Origin of the sequence: Kribbella sp. NPDC056951 (assembly GCF_042674205.1) — a bacterium.
Taxonomy (GTDB): domain Bacteria; phylum Actinomycetota; class Actinomycetes; order Propionibacteriales; family Kribbellaceae; genus Kribbella; species Kribbella yunnanensis.
Map to the genome: position 1 here is coordinate 88492 of NZ_JBHUQZ010000007.1, position 25847 is coordinate 114338.

Annotated in this window: 20 protein-coding genes and 1 riboswitch; of the genes, 12 read left to right on the forward strand and 8 right to left on the reverse strand. The window is 66.2% G+C overall.

The window, feature by feature from the left end; translation table 11 throughout:
* The first annotated feature begins 30 nt into the window (after positions 1–30).
* The 7 genes from ACFTSF_RS26215 (at position 31) to ACFTSF_RS26245 (ending at position 9049) form a co-directional block, all read left to right on the forward strand.
* Positions 31–1650, forward strand: coding sequence for an ABC transporter substrate-binding protein (locus ACFTSF_RS26215; protein WP_380156414.1), 1620 nt, complete (start codon positions 31–33; stop codon positions 1648–1650).
* Between the two features lie 11 nt (positions 1651–1661).
* Positions 1662–2621: an ABC transporter permease gene (locus ACFTSF_RS26220; protein WP_344158993.1), complete on the forward strand. Its 960-nt coding sequence runs from the start codon at positions 1662–1664 to the stop codon at positions 2619–2621.
* A complete protein-coding gene (locus ACFTSF_RS26225; RefSeq protein ID WP_380156416.1) occupies positions 2621–4588 on the forward strand; it encodes a dipeptide/oligopeptide/nickel ABC transporter permease/ATP-binding protein in 1968 nt (655 codons plus the stop codon). Before ACFTSF_RS26220 ends, ACFTSF_RS26225 begins: the two co-directional genes overlap by 1 nt.
* Complete coding sequence (locus ACFTSF_RS26230; protein WP_380156418.1) at positions 4585–5604, forward strand: oligopeptide/dipeptide ABC transporter ATP-binding protein; 1020 nt, start codon at positions 4585–4587, stop codon at positions 5602–5604. The genes ACFTSF_RS26225 and ACFTSF_RS26230 overlap by 4 nt, the downstream gene beginning before the upstream one ends.
* Positions 5601–6536 carry a dihydrodipicolinate synthase family protein gene (locus tag ACFTSF_RS26235; protein ID WP_380156420.1) on the forward strand — a complete coding sequence of 312 codons (936 nt, stop codon included), beginning with the start codon at positions 5601–5603 and terminating at the stop codon, positions 6534–6536. The genes ACFTSF_RS26230 and ACFTSF_RS26235 overlap by 4 nt, the downstream gene beginning before the upstream one ends.
* 778 nt (positions 6537–7314) lie before the next feature.
* Positions 7315–7508, forward strand: a riboswitch (cyclic di-AMP (ydaO/yuaA leader).
* Positions 7508–8419, forward strand: coding sequence for a hypothetical protein (locus ACFTSF_RS26240; RefSeq protein WP_380156422.1), 912 nt, complete (start codon positions 7508–7510; stop codon positions 8417–8419). Its footprint overlaps the riboswitch before it by 1 nt.
* Before the next feature lie 147 nt (positions 8420–8566).
* Complete coding sequence (locus ACFTSF_RS26245; RefSeq protein WP_380156423.1) at positions 8567–9049, forward strand: CHAP domain-containing protein; 483 nt, start codon at positions 8567–8569, stop codon at positions 9047–9049.
* Positions 9050–9058: 9 nt separating this feature from the next.
* Here ACFTSF_RS26245 and ACFTSF_RS26250 read toward each other — a convergent pair whose 3' ends face one another.
* Genes ACFTSF_RS26250 through ACFTSF_RS26270 form a run of 5 tightly spaced genes read right to left on the reverse strand, consistent with a single transcriptional unit; the run spans position 9059 to position 14252 of the window.
* Positions 9059–10264 carry an ADP-dependent glucokinase/phosphofructokinase gene (locus tag ACFTSF_RS26250; RefSeq protein ID WP_380156425.1) on the reverse strand — a complete coding sequence of 402 codons (1206 nt, stop codon included), beginning with the start codon at positions 10262–10264 and terminating at the stop codon, positions 9059–9061.
* A 1-nt stretch (position 10265) separates the two neighbouring features.
* A complete protein-coding gene (locus ACFTSF_RS26255; protein ID WP_380156427.1) occupies positions 10266–11129 on the reverse strand; it encodes a ketose-bisphosphate aldolase in 864 nt (287 codons plus the stop codon).
* Between the two features lie 23 nt (positions 11130–11152).
* Positions 11153–11995 (reverse strand): carbohydrate ABC transporter permease, encoded by an 843-nt coding sequence (locus ACFTSF_RS26260; protein ID WP_380156429.1) that lies wholly within the window; start codon positions 11993–11995, stop codon positions 11153–11155.
* Between the two features lies 1 nt (position 11996).
* Positions 11997–12929 carry a carbohydrate ABC transporter permease gene (locus ACFTSF_RS26265; RefSeq protein WP_380156431.1) on the reverse strand — a complete coding sequence of 311 codons (933 nt, stop codon included), beginning with the start codon at positions 12927–12929 and terminating at the stop codon, positions 11997–11999.
* Between the two features lie 33 nt (positions 12930–12962).
* Positions 12963–14252 (reverse strand): sugar ABC transporter substrate-binding protein, encoded by a 1290-nt coding sequence (locus ACFTSF_RS26270; RefSeq protein ID WP_344159015.1) that lies wholly within the window; start codon positions 14250–14252, stop codon positions 12963–12965.
* A gap of 187 nt (positions 14253–14439) precedes the next feature.
* On the opposite strand from ACFTSF_RS26270, the gene ACFTSF_RS26275 reads away from it, so the two are divergent.
* On the forward strand, positions 14440–15237 hold the full coding sequence (locus ACFTSF_RS26275) for a DeoR/GlpR family DNA-binding transcription regulator (RefSeq protein WP_380156433.1): 798 nt from the start codon (positions 14440–14442) through the stop codon (positions 15235–15237).
* 3 nt (positions 15238–15240) lie between these two features.
* Here the strand turns inward: ACFTSF_RS26275 and ACFTSF_RS26280 are convergent, their stop codons facing one another.
* Both ACFTSF_RS26280 and ACFTSF_RS26285 read right to left on the reverse strand, forming a co-directional pair.
* On the reverse strand, positions 15241–15693 hold the full coding sequence (locus ACFTSF_RS26280) for a VOC family protein (RefSeq protein WP_380156435.1): 453 nt from the start codon (positions 15691–15693) through the stop codon (positions 15241–15243).
* A gap of 178 nt (positions 15694–15871) precedes the next feature.
* The gene (locus ACFTSF_RS26285) at positions 15872–16843 is read right to left on the reverse strand and encodes a glycoside hydrolase family 6 protein (RefSeq protein WP_380156437.1); all 972 of its coding nucleotides are present in this window, start codon (positions 16841–16843) and stop codon (positions 15872–15874) included.
* 230 nt (positions 16844–17073) lie between these two features.
* On the opposite strand from ACFTSF_RS26285, the gene ACFTSF_RS26290 reads away from it, so the two are divergent.
* On the forward strand, positions 17074–18042 hold the full coding sequence (locus ACFTSF_RS26290; protein ID WP_380156439.1) for an aldo/keto reductase family protein: 969 nt from the start codon (positions 17074–17076) through the stop codon (positions 18040–18042).
* On the opposite strand, the gene ACFTSF_RS26295 is transcribed toward ACFTSF_RS26290, so the two are convergent.
* Complete coding sequence (locus ACFTSF_RS26295) at positions 18043–18615, reverse strand: TetR/AcrR family transcriptional regulator (RefSeq protein WP_380156441.1); 573 nt, start codon at positions 18613–18615, stop codon at positions 18043–18045.
* A 47-nt stretch (positions 18616–18662) separates the two neighbouring features.
* Between ACFTSF_RS26295 and ACFTSF_RS26300 the strand changes: the two genes are divergently transcribed.
* The 3 genes from ACFTSF_RS26300 to ACFTSF_RS26310 all read left to right on the forward strand — a co-directional run bounded on the left by ACFTSF_RS26300 (position 18663) and on the right by ACFTSF_RS26310 (position 25797).
* Positions 18663–21080 carry a glycoside hydrolase family 3 protein gene (locus ACFTSF_RS26300; protein ID WP_380156442.1) on the forward strand — a complete coding sequence of 806 codons (2418 nt, stop codon included), beginning with the start codon at positions 18663–18665 and terminating at the stop codon, positions 21078–21080.
* A 44-nt stretch (positions 21081–21124) separates the two neighbouring features.
* A complete protein-coding gene (locus ACFTSF_RS26305; protein WP_380156444.1) occupies positions 21125–21820 on the forward strand; it encodes an alpha/beta fold hydrolase in 696 nt (231 codons plus the stop codon).
* A gap of 794 nt (positions 21821–22614) precedes the next feature.
* Positions 22615–25797, forward strand: a complete 3183-nt coding sequence (locus ACFTSF_RS26310; protein WP_380156446.1) for an NACHT domain-containing protein — start codon at positions 22615–22617, stop codon at positions 25795–25797.
* Positions 25798–25847: the final 50 nt, after the last annotated feature.

Genomic DNA, 25847 nt, shown 5'->3' on the forward strand with positions numbered 1-25847 from the left:
CACCATCACACCCCTGTAGTCGGAGGCATCGTGAACGAATTCGCAGGATCTGGGTTCGACCGCCGGTCGTTCCTGAAGTACTCCGGCGTGCTGGGGGCAGCCGCGACGATCACTGGTGGATTGTCGGCCTGTTCCGGTGGGCCGGCCTCGACCGGATCCGTAGGCGCCGGTGGCGACACCGACCTGGTCACCGCGGTGATCGGCTACGGCAACAACCAGAGCTGGGATCCGACGCTGAGCGCATCCGCGTTCACGATGGCGGCGATGCAGCACATCTACGAGGGCCTGCTCGACACCGACCCGATCACCCGCCAGCCGTACGCCGCGCTGGGCACCGAGGTGCCGGCCGACCTGAACGCGACCTCGTGGAAGTTCACCCTGCGCGACGGCGCGAAGTGGCACGACGGTCAGCCGGTCACCGCCGACGACGTCGTGTTCACCTTCGAGCGGATCCTCGACCCGAAGCTGAAGGTACTGACCTACAACTTCTTCGCGGCCTGGCTGAAAGAGGTCAAGAAGGTCGACGACAAGTCCGTCGAACTGGTCCTGAACTTCCCGTTCCCCGACGGTGCGCCCCGGCTGACCATCGCGAAGATCATGCCCAAGCACGTCTTCTCCCAGCCGGGTGCCTGGGACCTGGCCAAGAACGGCAAAGCGGTCGGGTCCGGCCCGTACAAGCAGGTCTCGCACCAGCCGAAGTCGAACACCACCTTCGAGGCGTTCGCGGACTACAACGGTCCGCGTCCGGCGGCGTTCAAGAAGATGAACTGGCTGAGCATCGTCGACGCCTCGGCCCGGGTCGCGAAGATCTCCGGTGCCAGTGCGGAGGCACAGATCTCCGACAACATCCCGTACGCCAACATCGAGCAGCTGAAGAGTTCGGGCCTCACCGTCGAGGGCGGCAAGGGCATGAACCACATGTTCCTGATGTTCAACACCGCGAACAAGCCGTTCGACGACGTCCGGGTCCGGCAGGCGCTGTTCATGGCGATCGACACCCAGAAGATGATCGAGGTCGCGCTCAAGGGCCGGGGCCGGGCCAGTACGTCGTTCCTGAACGAGGAAAACCCGGCGTACGCCAAGGCGAAGACGGTGTACAGCTATGACCCGGCGAAGGCGAAGGCACTGCTGGCCGAGGCCGGCGTGACGAACCTGTCGATCAACCTGCTCGCGGTGAACCTCAGCTGGATCGTCGACTGCCTGCCGACCATCGCGGCCTCCTGGAACGCGATCGGCGTGAAGACCACGCTGCAGCCGCAGGACACCGCCGCGGTGTTCACCAAGATGGACCAGAACGCCGACTACCAGGTGGTCGCGGCGGCCTCGAACCCGAACCAGTTCGGTGCCGACGCGGACCTGATCCTGCGCTACAACTACACCCAGGGCGGGTCGTGGATGAAGTACACGCGCTGGGAGAACAGCGCCGGCGCGAAGGCGATCTTCGCGAAGATGGACCAGGCGGTCCGGGCACCCGACGCGGACACCAGGCTCAAGCTGACCCACGAGTACCTCGATCTGGTCGCCGAGCAGGCGGTGCTGTATCCGGTCGTCCACACCGAGCTGATGACGGCCTGGAACCCGAAGAAGCTGAGCGATGTCGAGGCGCAGCCTTATCCGGGGATCAACCTGCTGCAGTCCAAGCGAGCCTGAGGTAACCGACTGTGGCTGTCATCGTCCGCATGCTGGTTCGCCGGCTGCTTCTGCTGGTTCCGTTGCTGCTCGGCATCATCGCGTTCGTCTTCCTGGTGATGCGGTTCTCGACCAACGATCCCGCGGTCGCCTACTTCCAGGGCGCGAACCCGACCGAAGAGCAGTTGCACATGTTCCGGCAGGAGAACGGCCTGCTGGATCCGCTGCCGCTGCGCTACGTGCACTTCGTCGGCGACCTGTTGCAAGGTGATCTCGGGACCAGCGTGCTCACCAAGGCGTCGGTGCTGCAATCGATCACGACGGCGATGCCGTTGACGTTCCAGCTCACTCTGCTGGGACTGCTGATTGCAATAGTGCTGGCGTTGCTGCTCGGTGTCACCGCAGCGATCTTCCGGGACCGCTGGCCGGACCAGGCGATCCGTCTGGTCTCGCTGATCGGCGTCGCCGCCCCGTCGTTCTGGCTCGCGCTACTGATGATCCAGTACGCCGCTGTCGACCGAGGCTGGTTCCCGCCGAGCGGATACGTGAATCCGGCCGACGGGGTGGGCCCGTGGTTGCGGACGATGACGTTGCCTGCGCTCGCGCTGTCGCTGCCGGTGGCCGCGCAGCTGATCAGGATCATTCGTACGTCGGTTGTCGAGGAACTGGACAAGGACTACGTCCGGACCGCCATCGGCAGCGGCCTGCCACCGATGGTGGTCGTGGGACGCAACGTCCTGCGGAACGCGTTGATCAACCCGCTGACCGTGCTGGGCCTGCGGATCGGCTATCTGCTCGGCGGAGCGGTCGTGATCGAGCAGATCTTCACCCTGCCGGGGATGGGCACGCTGATGATCAACGCCGTCCGCGACGGCGATCCGGCGGTCGTGCAGGGCGTCGTACTGACGATTGCGATCGGGTTCGTGGTGGTCAACCTCGTCGTCGACGTGCTGTACCTGCTGGTCAATCCGCGACTGAGGAGCGCTGCCTGATGCGTGCACGCCTGGCCCGGCAGTTGTCTCGCCCCGGGATCAACTTCAGGCGGCTGCCACTGCCCGCCTGGATCGCGGTCGCCGTACTGGCGGTGGTGATCCTGGCTGCGGTGTTCGCTCCGCTGCTGACGCCGTACGACATCCTGACGCAGGAGGACGCCGGCGGTGGGCCTTCGGGTGCGCACTGGTTCGGACTGGACAGTGCGAACCGCGACATCTTCACCCGACTCGTGTACGGCGCTCGCTGGTCGCTGATGATCGGTCTCGGCGCAACCGCGCTCGCGTTGACCGCGGGCGCGATCATCGGAGCAATCGCGGCCACTTCGCGTAAGGCGGTCGACGAGACCGTGATGCGGATCCTGGACATCGTGATGGCGTTCCCCGGGATCGCGTTGGCCGCCGTACTGGTTGCGGTGTTCGGTGGGTCGATCCCGGTGCTCGTGTTCGCGATCGCCTTCCTGTACACACCGCCGGTGGCCAGGGTGGTCCGCGCCAACGTGCTCGCGCAGTACGGCGAGGACTACGTGGTGGCGGAGAAGATCATCGGAGCCCGTACGCCGCACATCCTGATCCGGCATGTGGCGATCAACTGTGCCGCGCCGGTGCTGGTGTTCTGCACGGTGATGGTTGCCGATGCCATCGTTTTCGAGGCGTCACTGTCCTTCATCGGAGCAGGCGTCCGGCCACCAGAGCCGTCGTGGGGCTCGGTCATTGCCGATGGCAAGAATATGGTGCTGCTGGGTGGCTGGTGGGCGACGGTGTTCCCGGGATTGCTGATCCTGATCACCGTGCTGTCGCTGAACATCCTGTCCGAGGGCGTCTCTGACGCCTGGGCGGCGCCGGGCGGGCGTCGGGCGGAGAGCAAGAAGGACAAGGATGCGTTGGAGACCGCGCAGCCGGGCTCCGGTGAACTCGTCGAACTGCCCGGTCTCGACCTGGCGGCGGCTCGGCTGCGGGAACGCGCGCGACCGTTGCCGGACGGCGAACCCGTGCTGTCCGTGCAGCAGTTGGCGATCGGCTTCGAAGGCCGGCATGACGGCGTCGACATCGTCGATGGGATCAGCTTCGACGTACGGCCGGGTGAGGTCCTCGGCCTGGTTGGCGAGTCCGGGTGTGGCAAGTCGCTGACCGCGCTCGCCGTGATGGGACTTGAGCCGCGCGGCGCCCGGATCCGGGGCCGGATCCGGTTCGACGGCAAGGACCTGCTGAGCCTGCGCCGCACCGAACGGCGCCGGCTGCTCGGCCACGACATGGCGATGATCTATCAGGACGCGTTGTCCTCGCTGAACCCTGCGATGACGATCAAGGCCCAGTTGAAGCAGGTGGTGCGCCGGGGCGGTCGACGTACTCCGACTGAGCTGCTGGAACTGGTCGGCCTGGATCCCGAACGCACCCTGACCAGCTACCCGCACGAGCTCTCCGGCGGTCAACGCCAGCGAGTGCTCATCGCCATGGCGCTGTCTCGGGACCCCAAGCTCATCGTCGCGGACGAGCCGACCACGGCACTCGACGTCACCGTGCAGGCCCAGGTGATCCAGTTGCTGCTGCGACTGCGAGCCGAGCTCGGTTTCGCCTTGATCCTGGTGTCGCACGACCTGGCGCTGGTCGCGGACGTCACCGATCGAGTGGTCGTGATGTACGGCGGCCAGATCGTCGAGACCGGCGTCACGGCCGACCTGGTCGGCGAGCCGGCGCACCACTACGCCCGTGGTCTGCTGGGTTCGGTCTTGTCGCTGGAATCCGGCGCGGCCCGGCTGACCCAGATCCGCGGCGTCGTACCTTCACCGGCTGACTTCCCGGCCGGTTGCCGGTTCGCCGACCGGTGCCCGATGGTCACCGAGCTGTGCCGCAGCACCGCTCCGGCGCTGACTGGGCAGGCGCAACACCGGGTGGCATGCCATCACCCCGCGATCGCACTCGCCGTACCGGAGCCGTCGGAGCCCTTGGAGAAGGAGGCACTGCGATGACGGAGCCTGTGCTCGAACTGTCCGGCGTACACGTCGTCCACCGGGCTCGGTCCGGCGGTCTGTTCCGCAAGGACCGGGTCTACGCGCTGACCGGGGCCGACCTGACCATTGCCGCGGGGGAGACCGTCGGAGTGGTGGGGGAGTCCGGCTGCGGGAAATCCACGCTGGCCAAGGTGTTGGTCGGCGTACAGGAACCGACCGAGGGTACGGCGTCGTTCCGCGGCCGAGACATCTGGTCGATGAAACCCGCCGAGCGTCGCCAGGCGATCGGCACCGGGACCGGAATGATCTTCCAGGACCCGTCGACCGCGCTGAACCGCCGGCTACCCGTACGCCGGGTGCTGCGCGATCCACTCGACGTACACCATCGTGGGACCGTTGCTCAGCGCAACGAACGGGTCCAGGAGTTGATGGCGCTGGTCGGCCTGCCCCGCAGCGTCGCCGATGCCCTGCCGGGCCAGCTGTCCGGCGGGCAGCGGCAACGGGTGGCGATCGCACGTGCACTCGCGCTCGAGCCGTCGCTGCTGGTTGCCGACGAACCGACGAGTGCGCTCGACGTGTCGGTCCGCGCGCAGATCCTCAACCTGCTGCTGGATCTCAAGGAACGCCTCGGTCTTTCGCTCGTGTTCGTTTCGCACGACATCCAGACCGTTCGAAGGATGAGTGATCGAGTGATCACCATGTATCTCGGCCGGATCGTCGAGGAGGCACCAGTCGCCGGCATCGCCAGGCGGGCGCGGCACCCGTACACCCGGGCGCTCTTCTCTGCGACTCCCGGACTCATCTCTCCGATCGATCCGATCCCACTGACCGGCCCGGTGCCGTCGGCGACCCGACCACCGAGCGGCTGCCCGTTCCGCACCCGCTGCTGGAAGGCCGACGACAGCTGCGCCGGCTCAATGCCGGACTTCGAGTCCGACGCCGCCCATCCGGCACACCGGTTCCGCTGCTATCACCCGGTCGTGGAGCGCGAGTCCACCGATGACCTGATCACCCAAGCATTGGAGCGTTCATGACCTTGCCAGCCCGCCTGACCGGTGTCATCCCACCTGTCTGTACGCCGTTGACCCCGGATCACGAGGTGGACACCGCCTCCCTGGTTCGGCTGGTCGACCACCTGATCGACGGCGGCGTGAGCGGACTGTTCGTGCTCGGTTCCACCTCCGAGGTGGCCTACCTACCGGACGGACACCGCAAGGTCGTGCTCGACACCGTGGTCGGCCACGTAGCCGGCCGACTGCCAGTGCTTGCAGGTGTGATCGACACCGCGACCCTGCGCGTCATCGACCACGTCCGCACCGCAGTCGCCGCCGGCGTCGACGGCATCGTCGTGACCGCGCCCTTCTACACCCGCACGCACCCGGCCGAGATCGACCAACACTTCCGCCTGGTCGCAGCGGCCGCCGGACTACCCGTGTTCGCGTACGACCTCCCGGTCTCCGTCCACTCCAAACTCGGCGCGGATCTAGTGCTGCAGCTAGCGGCGGACGGCGTACTGGCTGGCCTGAAGGACTCCAGCGGCGACGAGGCCGGCCTACGCAACGTCATCCTGGGCGCCCGCGACCGCGGCGACATCACCAACTTCAGCATCCTCACCGGCTCCGAACTAACCGTCGACAACGCCCTGCGAATGGGCGCCGACGGAGTAGTCCCAGGCCTAGGCAACGTAGACCCCCACGGCTATGTAAACCTCGTCAACCAAGCCACCGCCGGCAACTGGGAAGCCGCCCGCACCGAGCAGGAACGCCTAATCCGCCTCTTCGACCTGATCCGAGTAGGCGACCCGACCCGCATGGGCGTGAGCTCCTCCGCCCTCGGCGCCTTCAAAGCAGCCCTCCACCTCCGCGGCATCATCGAATCCGGCACCATGGCCCCACCCCAAATCCCCCTCAACCCCGACGAGATAGCCCAAGTCGAAAAGCACCTGGTCACCGCGAACCTGCTCTGACCGATACCTCGTCGATCTGTCGCCGTCATCTGGCGGGTTCGGGCGCGCGGTCAGCTCTGAAAGGGGTTTGGGGGCTGCCCCTGGATGCCCCGAGCTCTGGCCTTCCCAACGATGCGGGTTCGTGGCGAGACTCGTCGTACGAACGCGACCGCGTCCGGAGTGCTCGCGCAGGTTCTGTGTGACTTGGGGACGGATTCGACCGTTGAGGCTTACGTTAGATTCGCGTAAAGGTGAAAGTGGTTGAAGATCATCACGTTAGGGACACTGTGCGGTCGGGTGCCTGTTGCTCGGGCTCGGCTCGTGCCAGGGTCGTGCCACGAGCAATCGCTGAGGGGAATGTTGTGGAGCCGCTAGGGGATATGTCCGGACCCGAACGAGCCGTCGCCGCGGCGCGAGACCCCGACGAATACTTCGCTCGGGTACGCGCTGAGAGCGAAGCGGCCGCGGCTGCCGACGTCCGCGAGCGAGAGCAGCGACGCGCCCTCGAGACAAGAGTGAAGCTCTTGCGTCTCATCGGCCTCCGCGGTCTGGCAGAACGGCTGGCCGGCAGGGCCTGAGAAGTCCGGCACCCCGACTGAATTCGCCGTTGGGATGACCGAATGTGCGCGAAGTGTCGGCGTGGCGAGAGGTTTCGGCCTGCGCCGGATTCCGCCGGCCGTGTCGACAAGCCTTGTAGACAAGGCGAAACGCCGACGCTGAGCGTGTCCCGCGACGTTGCGAGCCGTTCCGGCATCGCTCTGCTACTGTCGCCGACAGTCCAGTGAGTAACTGGACTGTTTGTGTGTCAACGCCGAACCCTGCCGGACACACGGACTCCCCTCGAAGGACTGTGGCAGGGGTGGGGGACCCAGGAGGTTGGAGTCTCGACTGTGAGTGGTCGGGACCCTTGGGGTGAAGTCCGCGGGAGCGGACCGGGTCTTGACTCTCAGCCCGAACCCGACAGCTAACTTCACAGGCGTTGGGAGTTGTGCATGCTCGAATTCAACGGGCGTCGCAGGTCGGAGGCCCCCGACGTGCGTCCCTGGTACCGCCGCCTGTCGTGGTGGCGGTTGTCGCTGTGGGGCGTGGTGATCGCGGCCGGGCTCGGGGCCTGGGCGCTGCAGGTCGACTACGGCGAGGTGCTGCCTGGCCAGACCGGGTGGTGGATCTTCTCCGGCGACCGGAAGAAGATCATCCGGCTGATGGGGATGGTGTGTGCCGCGGTGATCGTCGCCATCCCGGCGTTCTTGGCCTGGGAGGCCGGCATGCGGGCGAAGCGGGCAGGCGCCCGCGAGAAGGACGAGATCGCGTTTCGCGTGCAGACGGTCAACGGTGTCATCGCCCCGCTGGCGGAACACTTGGGAGGGCTCGCGCAGCTGGACCCCGGCGAGACATTGCCGAGACAGCGACTCGCCGGCGCGGCGGAGACGGCCACCTTGGCTGGTCTCGCCAATCTGCATGGTGGAGCAGACGCCGGTGTGCGAGTGTGTCTGTACTTGGTGGAAGGCGACATCTCCGATCGTCGTCTGGTGTTCCGGCACCGCGCTGGTCGGGGTAATTCCAAGCCGATGCGCGCGGTGTTCGAGGGCGACGGCGGCCGCGGCACGGAGACCTTCAACGCGCTGGATGCGCGGGAGCCCCGCACCTGGCGTTACGTCGAGGGAGAGACTCCGGCGGTCGGTTGGAACCCCCGCAAGAAGTACCGCTCGTTCATGGCGGTGCCGGTCGCGTCGGGTGACACGCTGTTCGGGATGATCTCCATCGATGCTGTGGATCCGGCGGCGTTCCACGTCGCAGTGGATCTGCCGACCATTCAGACCGTGGCGGGACTCTATGCTGCGTTCCTGGCCGGGATGTCTGCGCCCAAGGATCATCCGGATCAGTCCGGAGCAACCTTCATGTGACGGCGGGCAACGATCCGTAAATTGCCTACCTAACACATCAGGTCTTCGTGAGTTTCCTCCGTTGCCCACTGCGACAACGCGGTCACGCTCTGCTTGCCTTGACGGAACAAGCCCTCCCGTCGCAGTTGAGAGTGAAAGGCAACCATCATGAGGTCAGCTTTTGTTCGCTCGTTCACGCGTCTGACCGCGACCGCCGCCGTGCTCGGCGGGCTGGTCGTCACTGTTCCGGCCACCGCGACAGCAACTCCCGCGCCGGCGCCGATCGCCAGTACGTCGTTCGGTCCGCAGTCGCGGGCCGATGACGCGATCGCGTGGTTCAGGGCCCGTAACGGCTCCACGTCGTACCAGGGGTACTGCGAGAAGGCCGTCGAGAACGCGTATGGCCGGACCGGCATCTATGCGTCGGCGATCGCCAACTGGAACGACGCCGTACGGCGGGGCGCGGCGCACCGGGGTGACCTGAACCCGCCGAAGGGAGCGCTGGTGTTCTGGAACATCAGCTCCTACGGACATGTCGGCATCGCGACGGGTGACGGCAACTTCTGGGCGACCAGTGTCAACGGGAGGATCGGCAAGGCGAGCCTGCCGTACTTCAACAGCTACCTCGGCTGGGCGCAGCCGAACTTCTAAAGAACTTGCCTACCGCAACGAACGCGGCTCGGCGACGGCTGCGAGGAAGCCGCCGACGAAGGTGTCGCCGAGTCCGACGGTGGTGGGGTTCTCGATGTCGAGGACGAATCCGGGGACACAGTGGACCGCGGCGCCCATCCGCTCGTGGAGCGCCGCGGCGAACGTGATGGACTCGGGCCATCGCGGTTGCGCGCGCAGGCGGTCGACGTCGTCTGCGGTGAAGTCGTCGCCGTGGCGGTAGCGGGCGGTGGCCATCACGGTGCCGGTGTCGAGAGCGTCGGCGTACTGGTCGGCGCGTTCGCCGAACGCCGCCACCCAGTACTTCGTGTGCACTACCAGCGTCGGTACGGCGATGAGCGCGTGCAGCGCCGTGAGCGCGTCTGCGACTTCGGTTGCGGAGAGCAGGTTCACGGGGTGCCCGACGAACGACTGCAGCTCGTCCTCGTTCAACCCGTACACGTCGATCATCTCGAGCAATGCGTCGCGGACGTGGCGGCTGAACGCGGGCTCGTGGAAGGCCGCGTCCTCGAAGTAGGTCACCGCATCCGGTGGCAGTTGCCGCAGGTGTGATCGCAGTTCGGTGAGTCGCCGGTCGAGCTCCTCTTGGTCGCGCATGGCGTTGAAGCCCGAGATCAGGAACACGGACGCTTTGCTCAGCCGGTCGCCCAGTTCGTCGGCCAGCAACATGGCGCCGTTGGCCGGGTCGTTGACGTAGATCAGCCGATTCGGGTACGGCGCGGTGATGTCGAGATCGCCGGTGCGGATCCGCAGGCCCGCGTCGTACTGGACGATCAGGTGCGGGTAGAAGGTGTCCTCGACGCTGCTGGAGATGTACTCGGTGTCCGGCGGCAGCAGTCCGCGCATGGTGTCGTTGATGCTGACCAGGTGCAGCGTTGACGGCACGCCCAGCCGACTCATCACGATCCCGGCCCGCACCGAGGTGCCGCCGAGGGCAACTCGATGCGGGAACCGGTTGGCGAAAGTCCCCAGTGTGGCGGCAGAGGCGACGTACTGCTCGCCTCCGCCGCCGCGGGCGACGTACTGGAGGATGGACACGACAAGGTCCCGCTCGCCGCCGACCGGGACCGGCGACGTCAGCTCCGCGGCGCTGATGTTGTAGTCGGCAACCAGCTGTTCCAGTACGCCGGCGGTGAGCTTCAACTCGTAGTCGACGCATCCGCCGAGGCCCAGCAGTACACGGGAGGCATCGGTCATATCAGTAGAGTGAACCCTTGCCGGTGGCACCGAACAGGTCGATCTTCTGGGCGGCGACGATCTTCATGGCGTCGATGCAGGCCGGCTGGATGGCGTTCGGCTCGCGCGTCTTCGGATCGTTGCCCAGTACCTCGCGCATCTTGTCGTGGTACGCGACCTTGATATCGGTCGAGATGTTGATCTTGTTGATGCCGATCCGCGCGGCCTCGGCGATCTCGTCGTCCGGGTTGCCGGAGCCGCCGTGCAGCACCAGCGGAATCCGCACCTGACTCTTGATCTCCTTGAGCAGGTCGAGTTTCAGCTCGGGCTTCAGGTGCGCCGGATAGAAGCCGTGGTACGTGCCGATCGCCACCGCGAGGCAGTCCACGCCGGTCTGTTCGACGAACGTCACCGCATCGTCGGGATCGGTGTAGATGATCGTGGCGGCGCCGGCCTCGGCGTAGCTGTCGTTCGCGCCGATGGTGCCGAGCTCGGCCTCCACCGACAGACCGAGCGCGTGCGCGGAGTCGGTGACCTTCTTCGAGAGCGCGACGTTCTCTTCGAACGGCTTCAACGAGGCGTCGATCATCACCGAGGTGAAGCCGTACTGGATCGCCTCCAGCACTTGCTCGTACGTCGCTCCGTGGTCCCAGTGGATCGCGATCGGCACACTCGATCGGTGTGATCGCTCGATCATGCCGGTGATCATTTCGCGGCCGATGTGCTTCACCTCGTCCGGGTGGATCCCGACGATCAGCGGCGCGTCCTTCTCCTCGCTGATCTCGACGATCCCCTGGAACATCGCCCAGTCGCTGATGTTGAAGGCCGGTACGGCGAAGCTGTGCTCGTTGGCGACGTCAAGTATCACCTTGGTGGTCGTCAGCATGCGTGATCTCCTTTGAGGGGGTGTCAGGATTTGACGGCGCCGGCGGTGAGTCCGCCGATGAACCGTCGCTGGAAGAGCAGGAAGAGGACCAGGACGGGAACCGAGCCGAGGATGCTCATCGCCATCATCTGGTTCCACTCGTACGAGTGCTGGCCCATCAGCAACTGGATGCCGATCGGCACTGTGCGCATGTCGTCGGTGCGGGTCAGCGTCAGCGCGAACAGGTATTCGTTCCACGAGATCATGAACGTGTAGACCCCGACCGCGATCAGACCGGGAACCGAGATCGGCACCAGGACCCGCCACAGAGCGCTCCAGCCGGTGCCGCCGTCGACCTTGACGGACTCGTCCAGCTCGCGCGGCAGTGTGTTCAGGTACGCGGTGATCATGATGATCGCGTAGGGGAGGGTGAACACCATGTGCGTGAGGATCAGGCCCGGATAGGTGTTGTACAGACCGAGCGCGACCACGAGCCCGAAGTACGGGACGACCAGCGTGATCGGCGGGACGGCCTGGACGCTGACGATCGCGGCGTTGATGGTCCGCTGGAACGGAAACCGGAAGCGGCTGAACGCGTAACCAGCCAGCAGCGCCACCAGGAGCGTCAGGATGGTGACCGCGAAAGCGACGATGTAGCTGTTGAGGAAGAACCGGAGCTGGGCGCCGTTGCCGAGGATCTCGCGATAGGCGTCGAGCGAGAAGCTCTCGGTGAGCAGCTTCGGCGGGCTCTGGAAAACTTCCCCGTTGCTCTTGAACGACGTGGAGAGCATCCACAGGACCGGCAGTCCGGCGAAGAGCGCGCCCAGGATCAGCCCGGCGATGACGCCGGCCTTCGCGAGGGTACGGCGGGTCTCGACTCTGGCCATGTCAGCGCTCCCTTTGCTGGCGCACGTAGAAGAAGGCCAGCACCATCGTCAGCAGCAACACGATCACGGCGGCCGCAGATGCGGTGGCGAACTCGTATTCGCTGAAAGCCCGTTTGTACGTGTAGGTACTGAGCATCTCGGTCGAGTTGAGCGGCCCGCCGCCGGTCGTCATCCAGATCAGCGCGAACTGCTGCGACGTCCAGATCAGGTCGAGCACCGCCATACTGATGATCACCGGCCGCAACTGCGGAAGCGTGACGTTCAGGAACCGCTGGAACGGGTTCGCCCCGTCCACGGCGGCCGCTTCGTACAGGTCGTGCGGAATGCCCTGGAGCCCGGCGAGCAGGCTGATCATGAAGAACGGATAGCCGGACCAGATATTGACGAACGTCACCGCCCAGAGCGCCGTACCGGGGTCGCCGAGCCAGTTCACACCCTCCTGGACCACGCCCAGCGTGTGCAGCACGTAGTTGACCACGCCGGACGGATCGAGCAGCAGCCGCCAGATGACGGCGATCACCGCGATCGTGAACAGCCACGGCAGGATGTAGACGATCCGGAAGACGGCCTTCGTGACTCCGCTCAGCAGTTGCGTGTTGAGCATCATCGCGAAGGCCAGGCCCAGGAGCAGGTGGGCCACGGTACTGACCGAGATGAACACCCCCGTGTTCTTCAGCGCGGCCAGGAAGTCCGGGTCGGTGAGGACCTTGGTGTAGTTGGTGATCCCGGCGAACACCGAGTTCTCCTGGACGATCACGTTGTCCCGGAACGAGTAGCCGATCACCATGACGATCGGAATCACCATCAGGACCACGATCAGCAGAATCGTGGGACTCAGATAGCCGTAGGGGATCAGGGCACGGGCCCGGGCGGGGCGGCGGCCCGGACCGACCTGCTTGGCCGGCGTCACTGTCTCGGTTGCGGTGAGCGTCATCGATGCCTCTCCTTGATCGGGCGCCCTGGCGGGCTACTGGATCACCGAGGTCCAGGACTCCTGGGACTTGGCGAGCGCGTCGTCGACGCCGGTCTTGCCGGTCAGCACCAGCTGGAGCTGCTCGTCGAAGCTGCGCATCAGGTCCTCGGACTTGGGCAGACCGACGAACTCGTTGGCCGGGTAGCCCTGCTGGTAGATGTCGAACGCGGTCTTGAACAGCGGGTCGCTGTCGCTGAAGTCGGGCTTCGCGTTCTTGTTGCCGGGGAAGCCGTTGGCCATCGTGCTGAGTTTCGCGTTGGTCTCCTGGCTCATCAGGTAGGACACCAACTTGAATGCCTCGGCCTTGTGCTTGGTGGAGTTGGAGATGCCGATTCCCCAGGACGCGTACGGGATCCCGCGCTTACCGGTGTAGCCGTCCTCGGCCGGCAGCGCTGCCACCTCGAATTTCAGGCCCGGCTTGTTCTTCTTGATCAGGTTGATGTGCGCGAGCGAGTCGATCATCATGCCGACCTGGCCGTTGGTGAACTTCTCGACCTTGTCCTGCTCTTTCATGGTGAGCGAGCCGGGCGCGATCACCCCGGCGTCGTTCAGGCTCTTGACGAATTCGACTGTGCTCTTGACCGGAGCGCTGGTCAGGTTCGGCTTGCCGTCCTGCAGCATGCTGCCGCCGGATGCCCACAACCACGACATCACGTCGTTCTGGACGCCGTTCGGTACGGCGGTGTCGAGCGGAAGCGCCCAGCCTTTGACGTCACCGCCGCTCGCACTGATCTTCTTGGCCGCGTCCAGGAACTCGGTGCGTGTGCTGGGAACCGCCGTGACACCGGCCTTGGCGAGTAGATCCTTGTTGACGAAGAGCGGGTAGACGAAGTTGACCACCGGGATCATGTAGGTCTTGCCCTCGAGCTGCACCTGGCTGGCGAGCTGGCCGGCGTCGTACTTGGCGTCGGTCATCAGCTTGGACAGATCGGTGATCGCGCCCTGCTTGGCGAAGTCGTTGACCCAGGCACCGTCGAGCCCCACGACGTCGGGCAGGGTCTTGGACGCAGCGCCGGTGACGAGTTGCTGCTTGGTCGACGCGTACGGCGCGCTGAGCAGCTTCACCTTGATGTTCGGGTTCTGCGCCGTGAAGTCATCGATGAGCTTCTCGAAATTCCCGGCGGGGAGTTCGGCTCCCCACCACTGGGCGAACTCCAGCGTCACGGTGCCGTCCGCTGCGGCGCCGTCCGAGCCACCAGAGCCGCACGCCGCCAGTGACGCGACGGTCGCAATCGCCGTCATCCCCCCTACCAGACGCCTCAGCCGGGATCTGCGTGTCGCCATGGCGAGCTCCTTCGTTCTGTTCTTTGCGGGATTGGCGCCAAGCTAACAGCGAGATATCGCAAGCACAAGAGTAGAGCTGCAAAGAGCCGCAACGTATGGCAGACTAATGCACAGCAGAGAGTGTTCGCGGCAGGCATGTGCGCGTGGTTGTGGCATACTTCCGCACGAATCGGGAGGAAGAGTGAGCGTGGACAAGGACGACAGGCGGGATCTGCCCGCTGGCCGCAAAGCCCAGCTCGCGGCGTACGTCGCCGAGACCGGTCAGGTCACGGTCGGCGAACTGGCCGAGCGCTTCGGCGTCTCCATCGACACCGTCAGACGCGACCTCGATCAGCTGAGCGCCGATGGCGTCCTCGTGCGCACGTACGGCGGCGCTGTCAGCCTGTCGACGATCTCCCGCACCGACCGCGCCGTCGACCAGCGGCTGACCCTGCAGGAGCAGGAGAAGGAAAAGATCGCGACGCTGGCCGCCGCCCTGGTCCAGGACGGCTCCACCATCATGATCAACGGCGGGACGACCACCCTCGCGCTAGCTCGGAGCCTGCGCCAGCACCGCGATCTCACCGTGGCCACGAACAACCTGCTCGTCCCGGCCGCGCTACCCCCGTCGGCCGTCCGCGACATCTACGTCTTCGGCGGCGCGGTGCGCTCACTCACCCTGGCCACGATCGGCCCGGTCAGCTTCCGCGTCAACGGAGGCGCCGAGCTGGACATCAGCTGCGACCTCGCCCTGATCGGCGTCGGCGCAATCTCCGCCGACGCCGGCTACACCACCAGCAATCTCGCCGAAGCCGCGATGATGCAAGAAATGCTCTCGCGCGCCACCCGCGTAGCAATCCTCGCCGACTCCTCCAAGTTCGGCCGCCGCCTCTTCGCCCAAGTCTCCGAACTGAGCAGCGCCGACTACCTGATCACCGATACCCCGCCCCCCGCCGACCTGCGAGAGGCCCTCACCGCAAGCAAGGTAGAGCTGATCACCCCCTAACCTTCAGGGCTTGGACCGAGCGGCCAGCATCTCGAGGTAGTGCGGGTTGTGGTAGACGCCGAGCACGTTCCCGAACGGGTCGATGACCGAGGCGGTCACGAATCCTGATCCGGCGCCGCCCTGCTCGGTGATCGGCTCATGCTCGGTGGCACCCATCGCCAGCAGGGTTTCCATCGTCGCCTTCAGGTCATCAACGTGCCAAGCGACGGTTGCGGCATTCACGGTGCCGGATGGCGTGTAGCGGCGGTCGATGAACCCGAGCTCGACCTGGTCGTCGCCGACCCTGAACTCGATGTATCCCAGCCGCATAGCGGTACCGCATTCGGCGCAACGATCGTCACCGAACGCTCGCGCCCCACACGTCTCGCACTCGTAGGCGCGAAAGTACGGCTCGATGCCCAGCAAACCGGCGTACCAGCGTCCTGCCGCCTCCAGATCATCGGCAGCGAACCCCACGGTGCAAACTCCTCGCAGCATGATCATCATTCCTTTCCCTGGCCTGATGACAACCATCCTGCGACCTGTAGCGGCCAGCTTCTGACCTCCACCAGAAGGACCCGTGTCGGCGGCTCCGGGCCCGCCGCTCGGGACGGCGGGCCCGGAGGGATCGAGTCGAGCCGGTTGGCTCGGTGGGTCAGTTTCCGTTGATCAGGTGCATGGCCAGGACGGGACTGAAGGTGCCGGCCGGGATGCCGGCGCCGGTCCCGCAGGAGCCGTCGGAGTCGCCCGGGACCTTGATCCACAGCAGCATCTCCGCGCCGCCGCCGAGCCGAGACGTGGTACCGAGCTTGCGGCCGGGCGGGTTGCACCAGTCGCTGCCGGGGCCGTTGCCGTTCCGGCTGGTGTCGATTACGTAGGGCTTGGCCGCGGACAGTTTGCCGTTGACTGCGTTGCCGTAGCTGACCGTCTGGGCGGTGGTGTAGTAGTTCGATACGTTCAGCGTGAAGCCGTGGGCGCTCGCGAGGCCGGCGCCGGTCAGTCGCTGCGCCATCACGTCGGCGGCGACCCAGCCGGCGTTGCCGCCGTCGAGGTAGGCCCAGGTGTTCGGAGCCAGATCCTTGAACTGCTGTACGGCGTACTTCAGCATGCCGTTGCGGACGGCGATCTGGTCCGCGTTCATGCAGTTGAAGTCACCGAGCGCGTCGGGTTCGATCACGACCACCGCCGGACGGTTGCCGATGGCAACGGCAAAGTCGTGGATCCAGGTGCGGTACGCCGCGGGTGTGCCCGCGCCGCCGCCCGAGTGACCGCCGCAGGCGTCCCGGCCGGGGATGTTGTACGCGACCAGCACGGGCAGCTTGTCGGCGGCGTCCGCGGCCCCGACGAAGTTGCCGACGGAGGTGCCGATCGGGTTGCTCCAGTTGCCGAACCAGCGCGCCATCGGCTTGCTCGCGATCGAGTTCTGGATCGCGGTACGGCGGCTGTCGTTGGGGTTGTTCCGAACCCAGGTGGCTGGATTCGAGTTTGGATCGACATAGAACCCGCTGGTCAGCTGCGTCGGGTCGCCGGCGGTCACGGTGGCTTGGGCGCCCTGCGTCACTGGCGCGACGACCGCGACCATCAGGCCGGCGGCGACCAGGCCGCGGGTGATCCTTCTCGTTCTCATTGCTGCTCCTGTCTCGGGGTGGGGCGATCTCCGGGAGCGCTTCCGGTTTGCTCAGTCCGTGAGCGATGTGTGACCGATAGTGTCGGATGGCATCGGTGGCCGTCAATGCCTCGATTTGCTGACGAATCTTCGCGTTTGCCGCGGGGAAGGCCGATCAGTACGGTGACCGGGAGCGCTTCCAGAAATCTGACTCGTTGCGCTCCTTGACGTGATGAAGGAGGACTCCGGGCATGCAGCACCGGCGGCTCGGCCGCAGCGGTTTGAAGGTCAGCGAGATCACCTACGGGAACTGGATCACCCATGGTTCCCAGATCGAGCAGGATGCGGCCGTTGCGTGCGTTCGTGCGGCGCTCGACGCCGGCATCACCACCTTCGACACCGCGGATGCGTACGCGGAGACTCGGGCCGAGCAGGTGCTGGGGCGAGCGTTGGCAGGTGTCCGACGGGAGTCGGTCGAGGTCCTGACCAAGCTCTACTGGCCGACCGGACCCGGGGCGAACGAGCGCGGCCTGTCGCGCAAGCACATCATGAACGCGGCACATGCCTCGCTCCGCCGGTTGGGCACCGAGTACATCGATCTCTATCAGGCGCACCGGTTCGACGAGGACACGCCGCTGGAAGAAACGCTCCGGGCCTTCGATGACCTGATCCGGCAGGGCAAGGTCCTGTACGTCGGCGTTTCCGAGTGGACCGCTGCGCAGATCAGCGAGGCCGTCGAGATCGCCGACGGCCTCGGGCTGGACCGGATGGTTGCCCATCAACCGCAGTACAACATGCTGCACCGGACGATCGAAGCCGAGGTGGTCCCCGTGTGCCTCGAAGCCGGGATCGGGCAGATCGTCTACCAACCTGTGGCGCAAGGCGTTCTGGCCGGCAAGTACCTCCCCGGTGAGTCGGCCCCGGCCGGCTCCCGGGCCACCGATCCGACGGGATCCGAGTTCATCCAGCGCCTGCTGAGGGAAGAGATCCTCGAGCGCGTACAACGACTCCAGCCGCTCGCGGACGAGGCCGGGCTGTCGATGGCGCAGTTGGCGATCGCGTGGGTTCTGCAGCAGCCAGGCATCTCCTCGGCCATCGTCGGAGCCTCACGCCCTGAGCAGATCACCAACTCTGCTGCCGCATCCGGCGTGAAGCTCGACCCATCGCTCCTGCAGACGATCGACGCAATCCTCGGCGACTGCGTGGTGCGCGCCGCCTGATCAGGTAGGTCGCAGCAGTTCGATCAGATGGTCCAGTACGTCGCCTGGCTCGTCCGGAAGCCCGAACTGGGACTGGATCTGCAGGCCGTCGGACAAGGCGATCAGCAGGGTGGCTATCTTCTCCGGATCCGCCGCCGCGCTGATCGTTCCGTCCGCCTGCCGGTGCTGGATGCTTGCGGCCAGTACCTCGCGCAGATCGCCGTACCGTTCCACGAAGTACTCGTGGGCGCCGTGCTGGGGATCCCCGGCCTCCGCGGAGAAGGTCGAGTACAGCTGGACGAGGCCCGGAACGCCGGCGTTGTGCCGCATGATGGCGCCGAGTTTGCCGACCGCGTCGGACTCCTCGCCGAGTCGCTCGGTGTCGGCGGTGTCACGCGCTCGCAGTACCTCCTCGAAGAGCTTCTCCTTCGATCCGAAGTAGTGCAGCAGCCCGGCCTCGCTCAGCCCGGCCGCACTCGCCAGTTCACGCGTCGACGTCTTGCGGTACCCCTGCCGCGCGATCACCTCGAGCGCCGTGGTCAGGATCTCCTCGCGCTTGGCGACCCCCTTCGCGTACGGGCCTCTCGGTGCCATGTCCCAAAACCTAGCATCACTCGGTTTTCGCGCCTACAGTGACACTCATGAGCCCGACTCCCGCTGACTTCGCCGATCGCCTCGGTCGCCTCACGCTCGAGGACAAGGTCCGGATCCTCACCGGACAGGACTTCTGGTCGACGCACCCGCTCCCCGCGATCGGGCTGCGGTCGATGATCCTGTCCGACGGTCCGAGCGGCGTACGGGGCCCGGTCTGGGACGAGCGCGATCCGTCGCTCAACCTGCCGTCCGCGACCGCGCTCTCGTCGTCCTGGGATCTCGAGATCGCGCACCGGTACGGCGTGGTGTCCGCGCTCGAAGCCCGTCGCAAGGGCGTGGACGTGGTGCTCGGCCCGACGATCAATCTGCACCGATCGCCCCTCGGTGGGCGTCATTTCGAGGCGTTCAGCGAGGACCCGGTCCTGACCGCCGAGCTCGCCGCCGCCTACGTGGCCGGCGTCCAGGAGCTCGGCGTCGGCGCCACCCCGAAACACTATGTGGCCAACGATTTCGAGACCGACCGCTTCACCGCCGATGTCGTGGTCAGCGAGCGGGCGCTGCGCGAGGTGTACCTGCTCGCCTTCGAGAAGGCGGTCACCGAGTCGAAGGCCTGGCTGGTGATGAGTGCCTACAACTCGATCAACGGTGCGACCGCGTCGGAGAACGAGTTGCTCGAGACTCCACTGAACAGCGAGTGGGGCTTCGACGGCGTCGTGGTCAGCGACTGGACCGCCGTACGCAGCGTGGAAAGCGCCAACTACCCGCAGGACCTGGCGATGCCGGGCCCGGTCGGGGCGTGGGGCGACGCCTTGGTCGAGGCTGTGCAGTCGGGAGCGGTCAAGGAGGAGGCGATCGACCGGAAGGTGCTGCGTCTGCTCGCGCTGGCTGCCCGGGTCGGCGCGCTCGAAGGGTTCGTGAAGCGAGTTGCCGTTCCGTCGATCGACACAGTCGCCTTCGCGCGCTCCGCGGCGGCCGAAGGATCGGTCCTGCTGCGCAACGCCGACGAGCTGCCCTGGAACGCGACCGGGCTCCAGCGGGTCGCGGTCATCGGCCACAACGCGCGGGACGCGCGGACCCAGGGCGGTGGTAGCGCGACCGTCATACCCTCGTCGGTGGTCTCACCGCTCGATGGACTCCGGGCCGCGCTGCCCGCTGCTGAGGTGACCTACTCGATCGGCGCGGTGGTCCAGGAGGGTGTCGCGGAGTTGCCGCTGTCGACGATGACCAACCCGGTCACCGGCCGACCCGGCGCCCGGGCACGCTTCCTCGCCGCGGACGGGTCCGAGCTGTACGCCGAGGATCGCTTCTCCAGCGCGCTCGTCTACCTCGGTGGGGACGCGCCGATCGCCGACACCGCGGTCTTCGAGTTCAGTACGACGTACACACCGACGGAGTCCGCATCGGCGCTGCTCGGGTTCGCCTCGGTCGGCCGTGGCCGTATCTTTGCCGATGGCAACCTTCTTCAGGAGGAATTCGTCGTACCGGCCGGCACCGATCTCGGCGCCGCCCTGCTGTCCCCGCCGTCCGTCTCCACCCCGCTCGACCTGGTCGCCGGCCGGCCGGTCGACATCCGCGTAGAGCTCGAAGTGCCGACCGCGGACGGCGGCCTCGGCAACGCCCTGAGTATCACCGTCGGACTCGAGCCGGACCGCTCGAACCCGCAGGCGCTGATCGACGAAGCCGTCGCCGCCGCCCGCGCCGCGGAGGTGGCGGTCGTGGTGGTCGGCACCAACTCCAAGGTCGAATCCGAGGGCCACGACCGGACCACCCTCGCACTCCCCGGCCGCCAGGACGACCTCGTCCGGGCCGTCGTCGCCGCGAACCCCCGGACGGTAGTCGTCGTCAACGCGGGCTCACCCGTCCTGCTGCCGTGGCGTGACGAGGTCGCGGCCCTCCTGGTCACCTACTTCGGCGGCCAGGAGTACGGCAACGCATTGGCCGACGTACTTCTCGGCCTCGCCGAGCCCGGCGGCCGACTCCCCACGACGTGGCCGCGCGACGAGGCCGACGTACCGGTCATCGACGTCACGCCGCACAACGGGACGGTCCGCTACGACGAAGGCATCCACCTCGGCTATCGCGCCTGGCTCCGCGCCGGAACCGAGCCCGCGTTCGAATTCGGCCACGGCCTCGGCTACACCACCTGGTCCCTGTCCGACCTCCAAGCCACCGCGACCACCGCCTCGGTAACCGTCCGGAACACCGGCCGACGACCCGGCAAACACGTCGTCCAGGTATACGCCGAACGCCCCGAAACCACCGTAGATCGCCCACTCCGCTGGCTAGCCGGCTTCGCCGTCGTACGCCTGCAAGCAGGCGAGACCACCGAACTCACCATCCCCCTGCACAACCACACCTTCCACCACTGGGACAACACCTGGACCACCGAGCCCGGCACCTTCACCCTCCGAGCCGGCTCCTCAGTCACAGACCTCCCCCTCTCAACCGACCTCAATCTCAGCTAGCGCGTCGTGGCGCGTGGTGGGTCTGCTGTGTCAGCCTGGCTGGCATGGGTTCATTGGTGTTGTTGCATGGGCTTGGGGCGACGGGGCGCGTGTGGGACGGGTGGCCGCAGCCGCGGCTAGCGCGGGACTTGCCCGGGCATGGGCGGACGGCGCCGTTGGCGCACTACACGTTCGAGTCCATGACGGCCGCCCTGGCTGAGGCGCTGCCGGTACGGCGAGGCCTGGTCGTCGTCGGACACTCGTTAGGCGGGGTCCTCGCGCTCGAGCTGGCCAGCGGACGGTACGGCGTACAGGTTGACCGCGTAATCGCCCTTGGCGTGAAGGTGTCCTGGACGGACGCCGAACTCGCCAAGGCCGCCGCCTTGGCGCAGAAGGAGGTCGCCTGGTTCGACAGCCGGGAGGAAGCAGCCGCGCGATACCTCAAGGTATCCGGGCTGCAAGGCCTGGTGGATCCGGCCGACGAGTCCGTGGACGAGGGGTTGCAGGAGGTCGACGGTCGCTGGCGGCTCGCCATGGATCCGGCCACCTTCGGCGTCGGGGCGCCCCAGATGCCCCAACTGATCGCGGCAAGCCAGGCGGACGTCCTCCTGGCGCGCGGCGAACTAGACCCAATGAACACCGACACCGACCTAGCCGCCCTGCACGACCAAACCCTCACCCTGCCCGGCCTCGGCCACAACGCCCACGTGCAGGCCCCATCCGCCTTCAACCACCTCCACGCCCAAGCCACCCACACCTAAAAGGACGGCGAAAGCCCGAGCAACGGCGGCAACCAGGGACTCGAACCCCGAACCCGCTGATTTCCAGCTGAGGCTGATCGTTGGTTGTCATTAATGCGCGGAATCGCCTGCTGGTAAGGGATTCCGCAGCTCACGGGTGATCGTGAGTTCTCATCGCTGTCCATCGTCTCGCGCTGATTGAGGTGCGTAAAGGGGTGCGTTCTGACGCCGAACTCGCGGCGGTGTCAATAACGAGCCCAAGCTCAGACTTGATCCTGAACGAGACGATCTCATGGGACGACTGCGCGCCCAGTTCGGCTATGACACGCGCCATCAACCAAGGTCACGACCTCACATTGGTCGCCCTGGCCGGTAGCCGCGCCCAGCATGTCTTAGCACTCACCCCACCAGTCGACCAATGCCACCGACAGCCTCACCTGAGCGGCTGTGTTCAAGCGCTCGCGCTTCGGGCGTGGCTCGATCGAGAAGCGGCTGTGGAGTGCGGACCAGACCAAACTCCACTCAAGGCGATCGGTCCGGTTCCGCCCCGTCGCACCTGCGGGATCCGCGACAGCTTCGAAGGCGCCCAGCGGATCCAGCCACTTGTCGGCGTCGCGCGTCGTGCTCCGCGACGTCGAGATGCCGGCGCGGTGACAGTCGAGTGTCTTTCGGCGTAGGCCGCAAGTCGGCGCACCCCGACGAATTTCGAGAGTCTTAAGTTTGATCAAAGGTGAGTTCTGCTGTCGTTGGAGGGCTCGCCGACCGGCTGCGGTGGGTATATGTTCTGCACCCTCAGTAGTTGCTCGGGGAGAAGAATGAAGGTTCAAGAAGGGCCGACCGGCAGTGCGGGCGAGTCGGGGAAAGTGGCGCGGATCGTTCCGCCGCTGATCACTCTCGGTCCGCCCGTGCTGGTCACCGGATGGTTGTGGGACAAGGCCCAGGACAACGTTGTCCTGACGATCGTTTTCGTCTGTGTGTATTGGATCGCGGTGAGCACGATTCGTTTCGTGCTGCGCGTGACGCGTACGGTCGGCGATCTGTGGGTCGGGCGGCTGTCAGGAGGCTTGGATCGTCGGCTGAGCGCGATGGTCCGGGGATACCGGGCCCGGTACATCCATCAGTTGCTGGCTAGTGTGCGCGACGTTGAGATGCTTGGTATGGCGACGCAGGGGGAGTTCTCCCTGCAGCTCAAGCACATCTACGTCGACGTCAGCCTGGCGCCGTCGCCTTTGCAGACCACCGCGCATGCGCCCTTCGTCGGACCGGAGTTCGCGGTAGGAGATCGTCGTACGCTGGAGTCGTTCCTGGTCAGCGGCGGACCGCGGGTGTTCGCGGTGATCGGTGGCCCAGGGTCCGGGAAGACCACGTTGCTGCGGCATACCGCGATGTCGCTCGGTGAACATCGGCGAGGAAAGCGGGCGTTGCCGATTGTTCTGTACCTGCGCGACCACGTCCAGGAGATCGTCCGCAATCCCGCGGTGACTGTGGCCGAGCTTGCGGCCGGGGTGACCTGGTTGCGGGGCATGGTGACCGCCGACTGGTTCGAGCGGTGCCTGCAACGAGGGCAATGCGTCGTCATGCTCGACGGTCTCGATGAGGTCGCTGTTGAGGAACAACGTGGCCTGACGACGAGCTGGGTCCGCGATCAGGTGGCGCGATATCCGGAGAACACCTACGTGCTGACGTCGCGGCCACACGGCTATCAAGCGAACCCGCTGACCGGTGCGGACGTTCTTCAGGTACGGCGGTTCACCGGGGACCAGATCGTCAAGTTCGTCCATGGGTGGTACTACGCGATCGAGTGTCGCAGTACAGGGGAGAGCAGCGAGCGGACGCGGCGGCTCGCCGACGAGCACTCCGAGGACCTGCTGCGGCGAATGCGGCAGCAACCGTCGTTGTACGACCTGGCGGCGAACCCGATGCTGCTGACGATGATCGCCAACGTGCACAAGTACCGCGGTGCCTTGCCCGGTAGCCGAGCGGCCTTGTACGGCGAGATGTGCGACCTGCTGCTGCAGCGTCGCCAGGAGGCCAAGAACCTTCCGGCCGCGTCGCAGCTCAAGCCGGAGCAACGCGCCAAGGTTGTGCGCGAGCTGGCGCTGGCGATGATGTCGCAGGAGGTCCGCGACGTCACGCCGGAGGCCGCGCAAACCATCATCGGGCCGATGCTGGGCCGGATCCCGAGAACGGTCTCCGCGAGCGCGTTCCTCGGCGAACTGACGAAGAGCGGCCTGGTTGTCGAGCGTGAGATCGGCATGTACTCGTTCGCTCACCAGACGTTGCAGGAGTACCTGGCTGCGGTGGAGATCCGGGACAGTCCGACGAGCGATCTGCTGCCGTCGATGGTCGGGAACCCGTGGTGGCGCGAGACCATCCTGTTGTGGGCGGCCAATGCGAACGCGTCGTCCGTCGTCGAGGCGTGTCTGCACATCGGGTCGGTCGACGCGCTCGCACTAGCCTTCGACTGCATGGATGAGGCGCGCGAGGTCGACGGCGACCTGATCAAGAAGCTGGAAGGACTGCTGTACGCCGTACCAGCGGACGCCGATGAGTCGGCTCGCGAAGCGCACCGACGGCTGATCGCAGCGGTCCGCGCATCCCGAAGCCTTCGGCATACGGTGACTCTGGCGACGGGCGCGGTGGCGTGCGCACGTCCGATTCCCTTGTCGATGGTCCACTTGTACGAACAGTGGGGTGACCCTTCGCCTGATCAGACGGTGCCGGTCCAAGCGCAGGACGACACGGCAGAGGCGATCGGCGTCGGCTCGCGGGAGGTGGCCGACTTCGTTGCCTGGACCAACGGACTGTTCGACGACGGCACGGCGTACCGGCTTCCGACGCGCACGGAACTGGCAGATCCGATGACCGGAGTTGTCGTCGACCTGACCCAGCGAACAATCTGGTACGACGACGAAGAGCCTCCGAGCGCGGACCGGTACGGCGGTCCGCGGCTGTTCGTGCCCGAGACGGGCCGGCACCCATACCTCGCGCCCGTTGATCAGCTGCGTGCGGTGGTTCGGAGTGACCTGACTGGGCTCTCAGGCATGTTGCCGTTCGTTATGTCGTACAGCCTCGTTCGCAAGGTCGACCTGGCGTCTGCCCGTGACTTCACCGATCCGTTGGCCAGGCTGAAGAAGCTCGGCGAGAGTGAGACGCCGGCGCTGGTGGTCGATCCGAATCACATTGACCGGGCGATCGCGAGAAGCCGCAACGGGGACCTGTCCCAGGGCCGCGAGTTGGCGCAGCAGATCGAGCGCGTCAGAGGCTTTGCCGATGGCCTGATCATGGCCGGGATGGATGGCGAGGCGCGCGCGGTCAAGGGGCTCCGGAACGCCGTACGCCGGAACCCCGCGGTGTCCGAGGCGTTGGGTCAGGCACTGGACATTGTCCTGACCCATTCGCTGCAAGCAGATGATCTGCACCTCTTGCAACAGGACCTGCTGGAGATGGCGGACGGAAACACAGCTCGCCGGCTCGCCGGCGAGGACGTCGAGCTGGTCGTCCTCGCATTCAGCGTCTTGCTGTCGACCTGGCAACCGCCACGCTCCAAAGCTCGACCCGGCCAATCCTGGGAGCACTTCGTCCAATTCGTCGCCGCGCTCCTCGACGAGTCTCGCGCTGTTACGCCGGTCATCCCCGAGGTGGCGCCTTTCATACTGCGCGGCACCGCCCAGCAACTGAAGTACGCGAAGTGGAGCGGACCGGCCTACAGCGGCGCCGAAGGCAAACGCGATCAACAGGCCTGGCGCATCCTGGCTCGCCGGATGACCACGCTGGCCGTCGGCACGGTGACGGCGATCACAGCATCCCCGGAGCTGGTGTCGGCCAGGGGACCTGCAGCTCGGCTGGGCCTACTGGCCGCCACCGTCGTGGCCGACATGTTCGACGACGAGGTCGCGAATGGCCTCCGTGGCGTCCACAGCAGCATGCACTGCCTGGAGGCCCGGCGGACCAACAGCCATCTAGCGTCCGAGGTGATGCTGCTGGTCCGCGCCTGAGCTCACCGCACAGAGGCGCCGGGCCGTCGACGACATCGCGCTCGGCCGTA

Bases quoted from the DNA above. Each gene is read 5' to 3' on its own strand.
- ACFTSF_RS26230 (WP_380156418.1), top strand. From the start codon at position 4,585: ATGACGGAGCCTGTGCTCGAACTGTCCGGCGTACACGTCGTCCACCGG.
- ACFTSF_RS26265 (WP_380156431.1), bottom strand. From the start codon at position 12,929: ATGACGCTCACCGCAACCGAGACAGTGACGCCGGCCAAGCAGGTCGGT.
- ACFTSF_RS26260 (WP_380156429.1), bottom strand. From the start codon at position 11,995: ATGGCCAGAGTCGAGACCCGCCGTACCCTCGCGAAGGCCGGCGTCATC.
- ACFTSF_RS26305 (WP_380156444.1), top strand. From the start codon at position 21,125: ATGGGTTCATTGGTGTTGTTGCATGGGCTTGGGGCGACGGGGCGCGTG.
- ACFTSF_RS26245 (WP_380156423.1), top strand. From the start codon at position 8,567: ATGAGGTCAGCTTTTGTTCGCTCGTTCACGCGTCTGACCGCGACCGCC.
- ACFTSF_RS26290 (WP_380156439.1), top strand. From the start codon at position 17,074: ATGCAGCACCGGCGGCTCGGCCGCAGCGGTTTGAAGGTCAGCGAGATC.
- ACFTSF_RS26270 (WP_344159015.1), bottom strand. From the start codon at position 14,252: ATGGCGACACGCAGATCCCGGCTGAGGCGTCTGGTAGGGGGGATGACG.
- ACFTSF_RS26225 (WP_380156416.1), top strand. From the start codon at position 2,621: ATGCGTGCACGCCTGGCCCGGCAGTTGTCTCGCCCCGGGATCAACTTC.
- ACFTSF_RS26250 (WP_380156425.1), bottom strand. From the start codon at position 10,264: ATGACCGATGCCTCCCGTGTACTGCTGGGCCTCGGCGGATGCGTCGAC.
- ACFTSF_RS26310 (WP_380156446.1), top strand. From the start codon at position 22,615: ATGAAGGTTCAAGAAGGGCCGACCGGCAGTGCGGGCGAGTCGGGGAAA.
- ACFTSF_RS26285 (WP_380156437.1), bottom strand. From the start codon at position 16,843: ATGAGAACGAGAAGGATCACCCGCGGCCTGGTCGCCGCCGGCCTGATG.
- ACFTSF_RS26300 (WP_380156442.1), top strand. From the start codon at position 18,663: ATGAGCCCGACTCCCGCTGACTTCGCCGATCGCCTCGGTCGCCTCACG.
- ACFTSF_RS26295 (WP_380156441.1), bottom strand. From the start codon at position 18,615: ATGGCACCGAGAGGCCCGTACGCGAAGGGGGTCGCCAAGCGCGAGGAG.
- ACFTSF_RS26255 (WP_380156427.1), bottom strand. From the start codon at position 11,129: ATGCTGACGACCACCAAGGTGATACTTGACGTCGCCAACGAGCACAGC.
- ACFTSF_RS26240 (WP_380156422.1), top strand. From the start codon at position 7,508: ATGCTCGAATTCAACGGGCGTCGCAGGTCGGAGGCCCCCGACGTGCGT.
- ACFTSF_RS26235 (WP_380156420.1), top strand. From the start codon at position 5,601: ATGACCTTGCCAGCCCGCCTGACCGGTGTCATCCCACCTGTCTGTACG.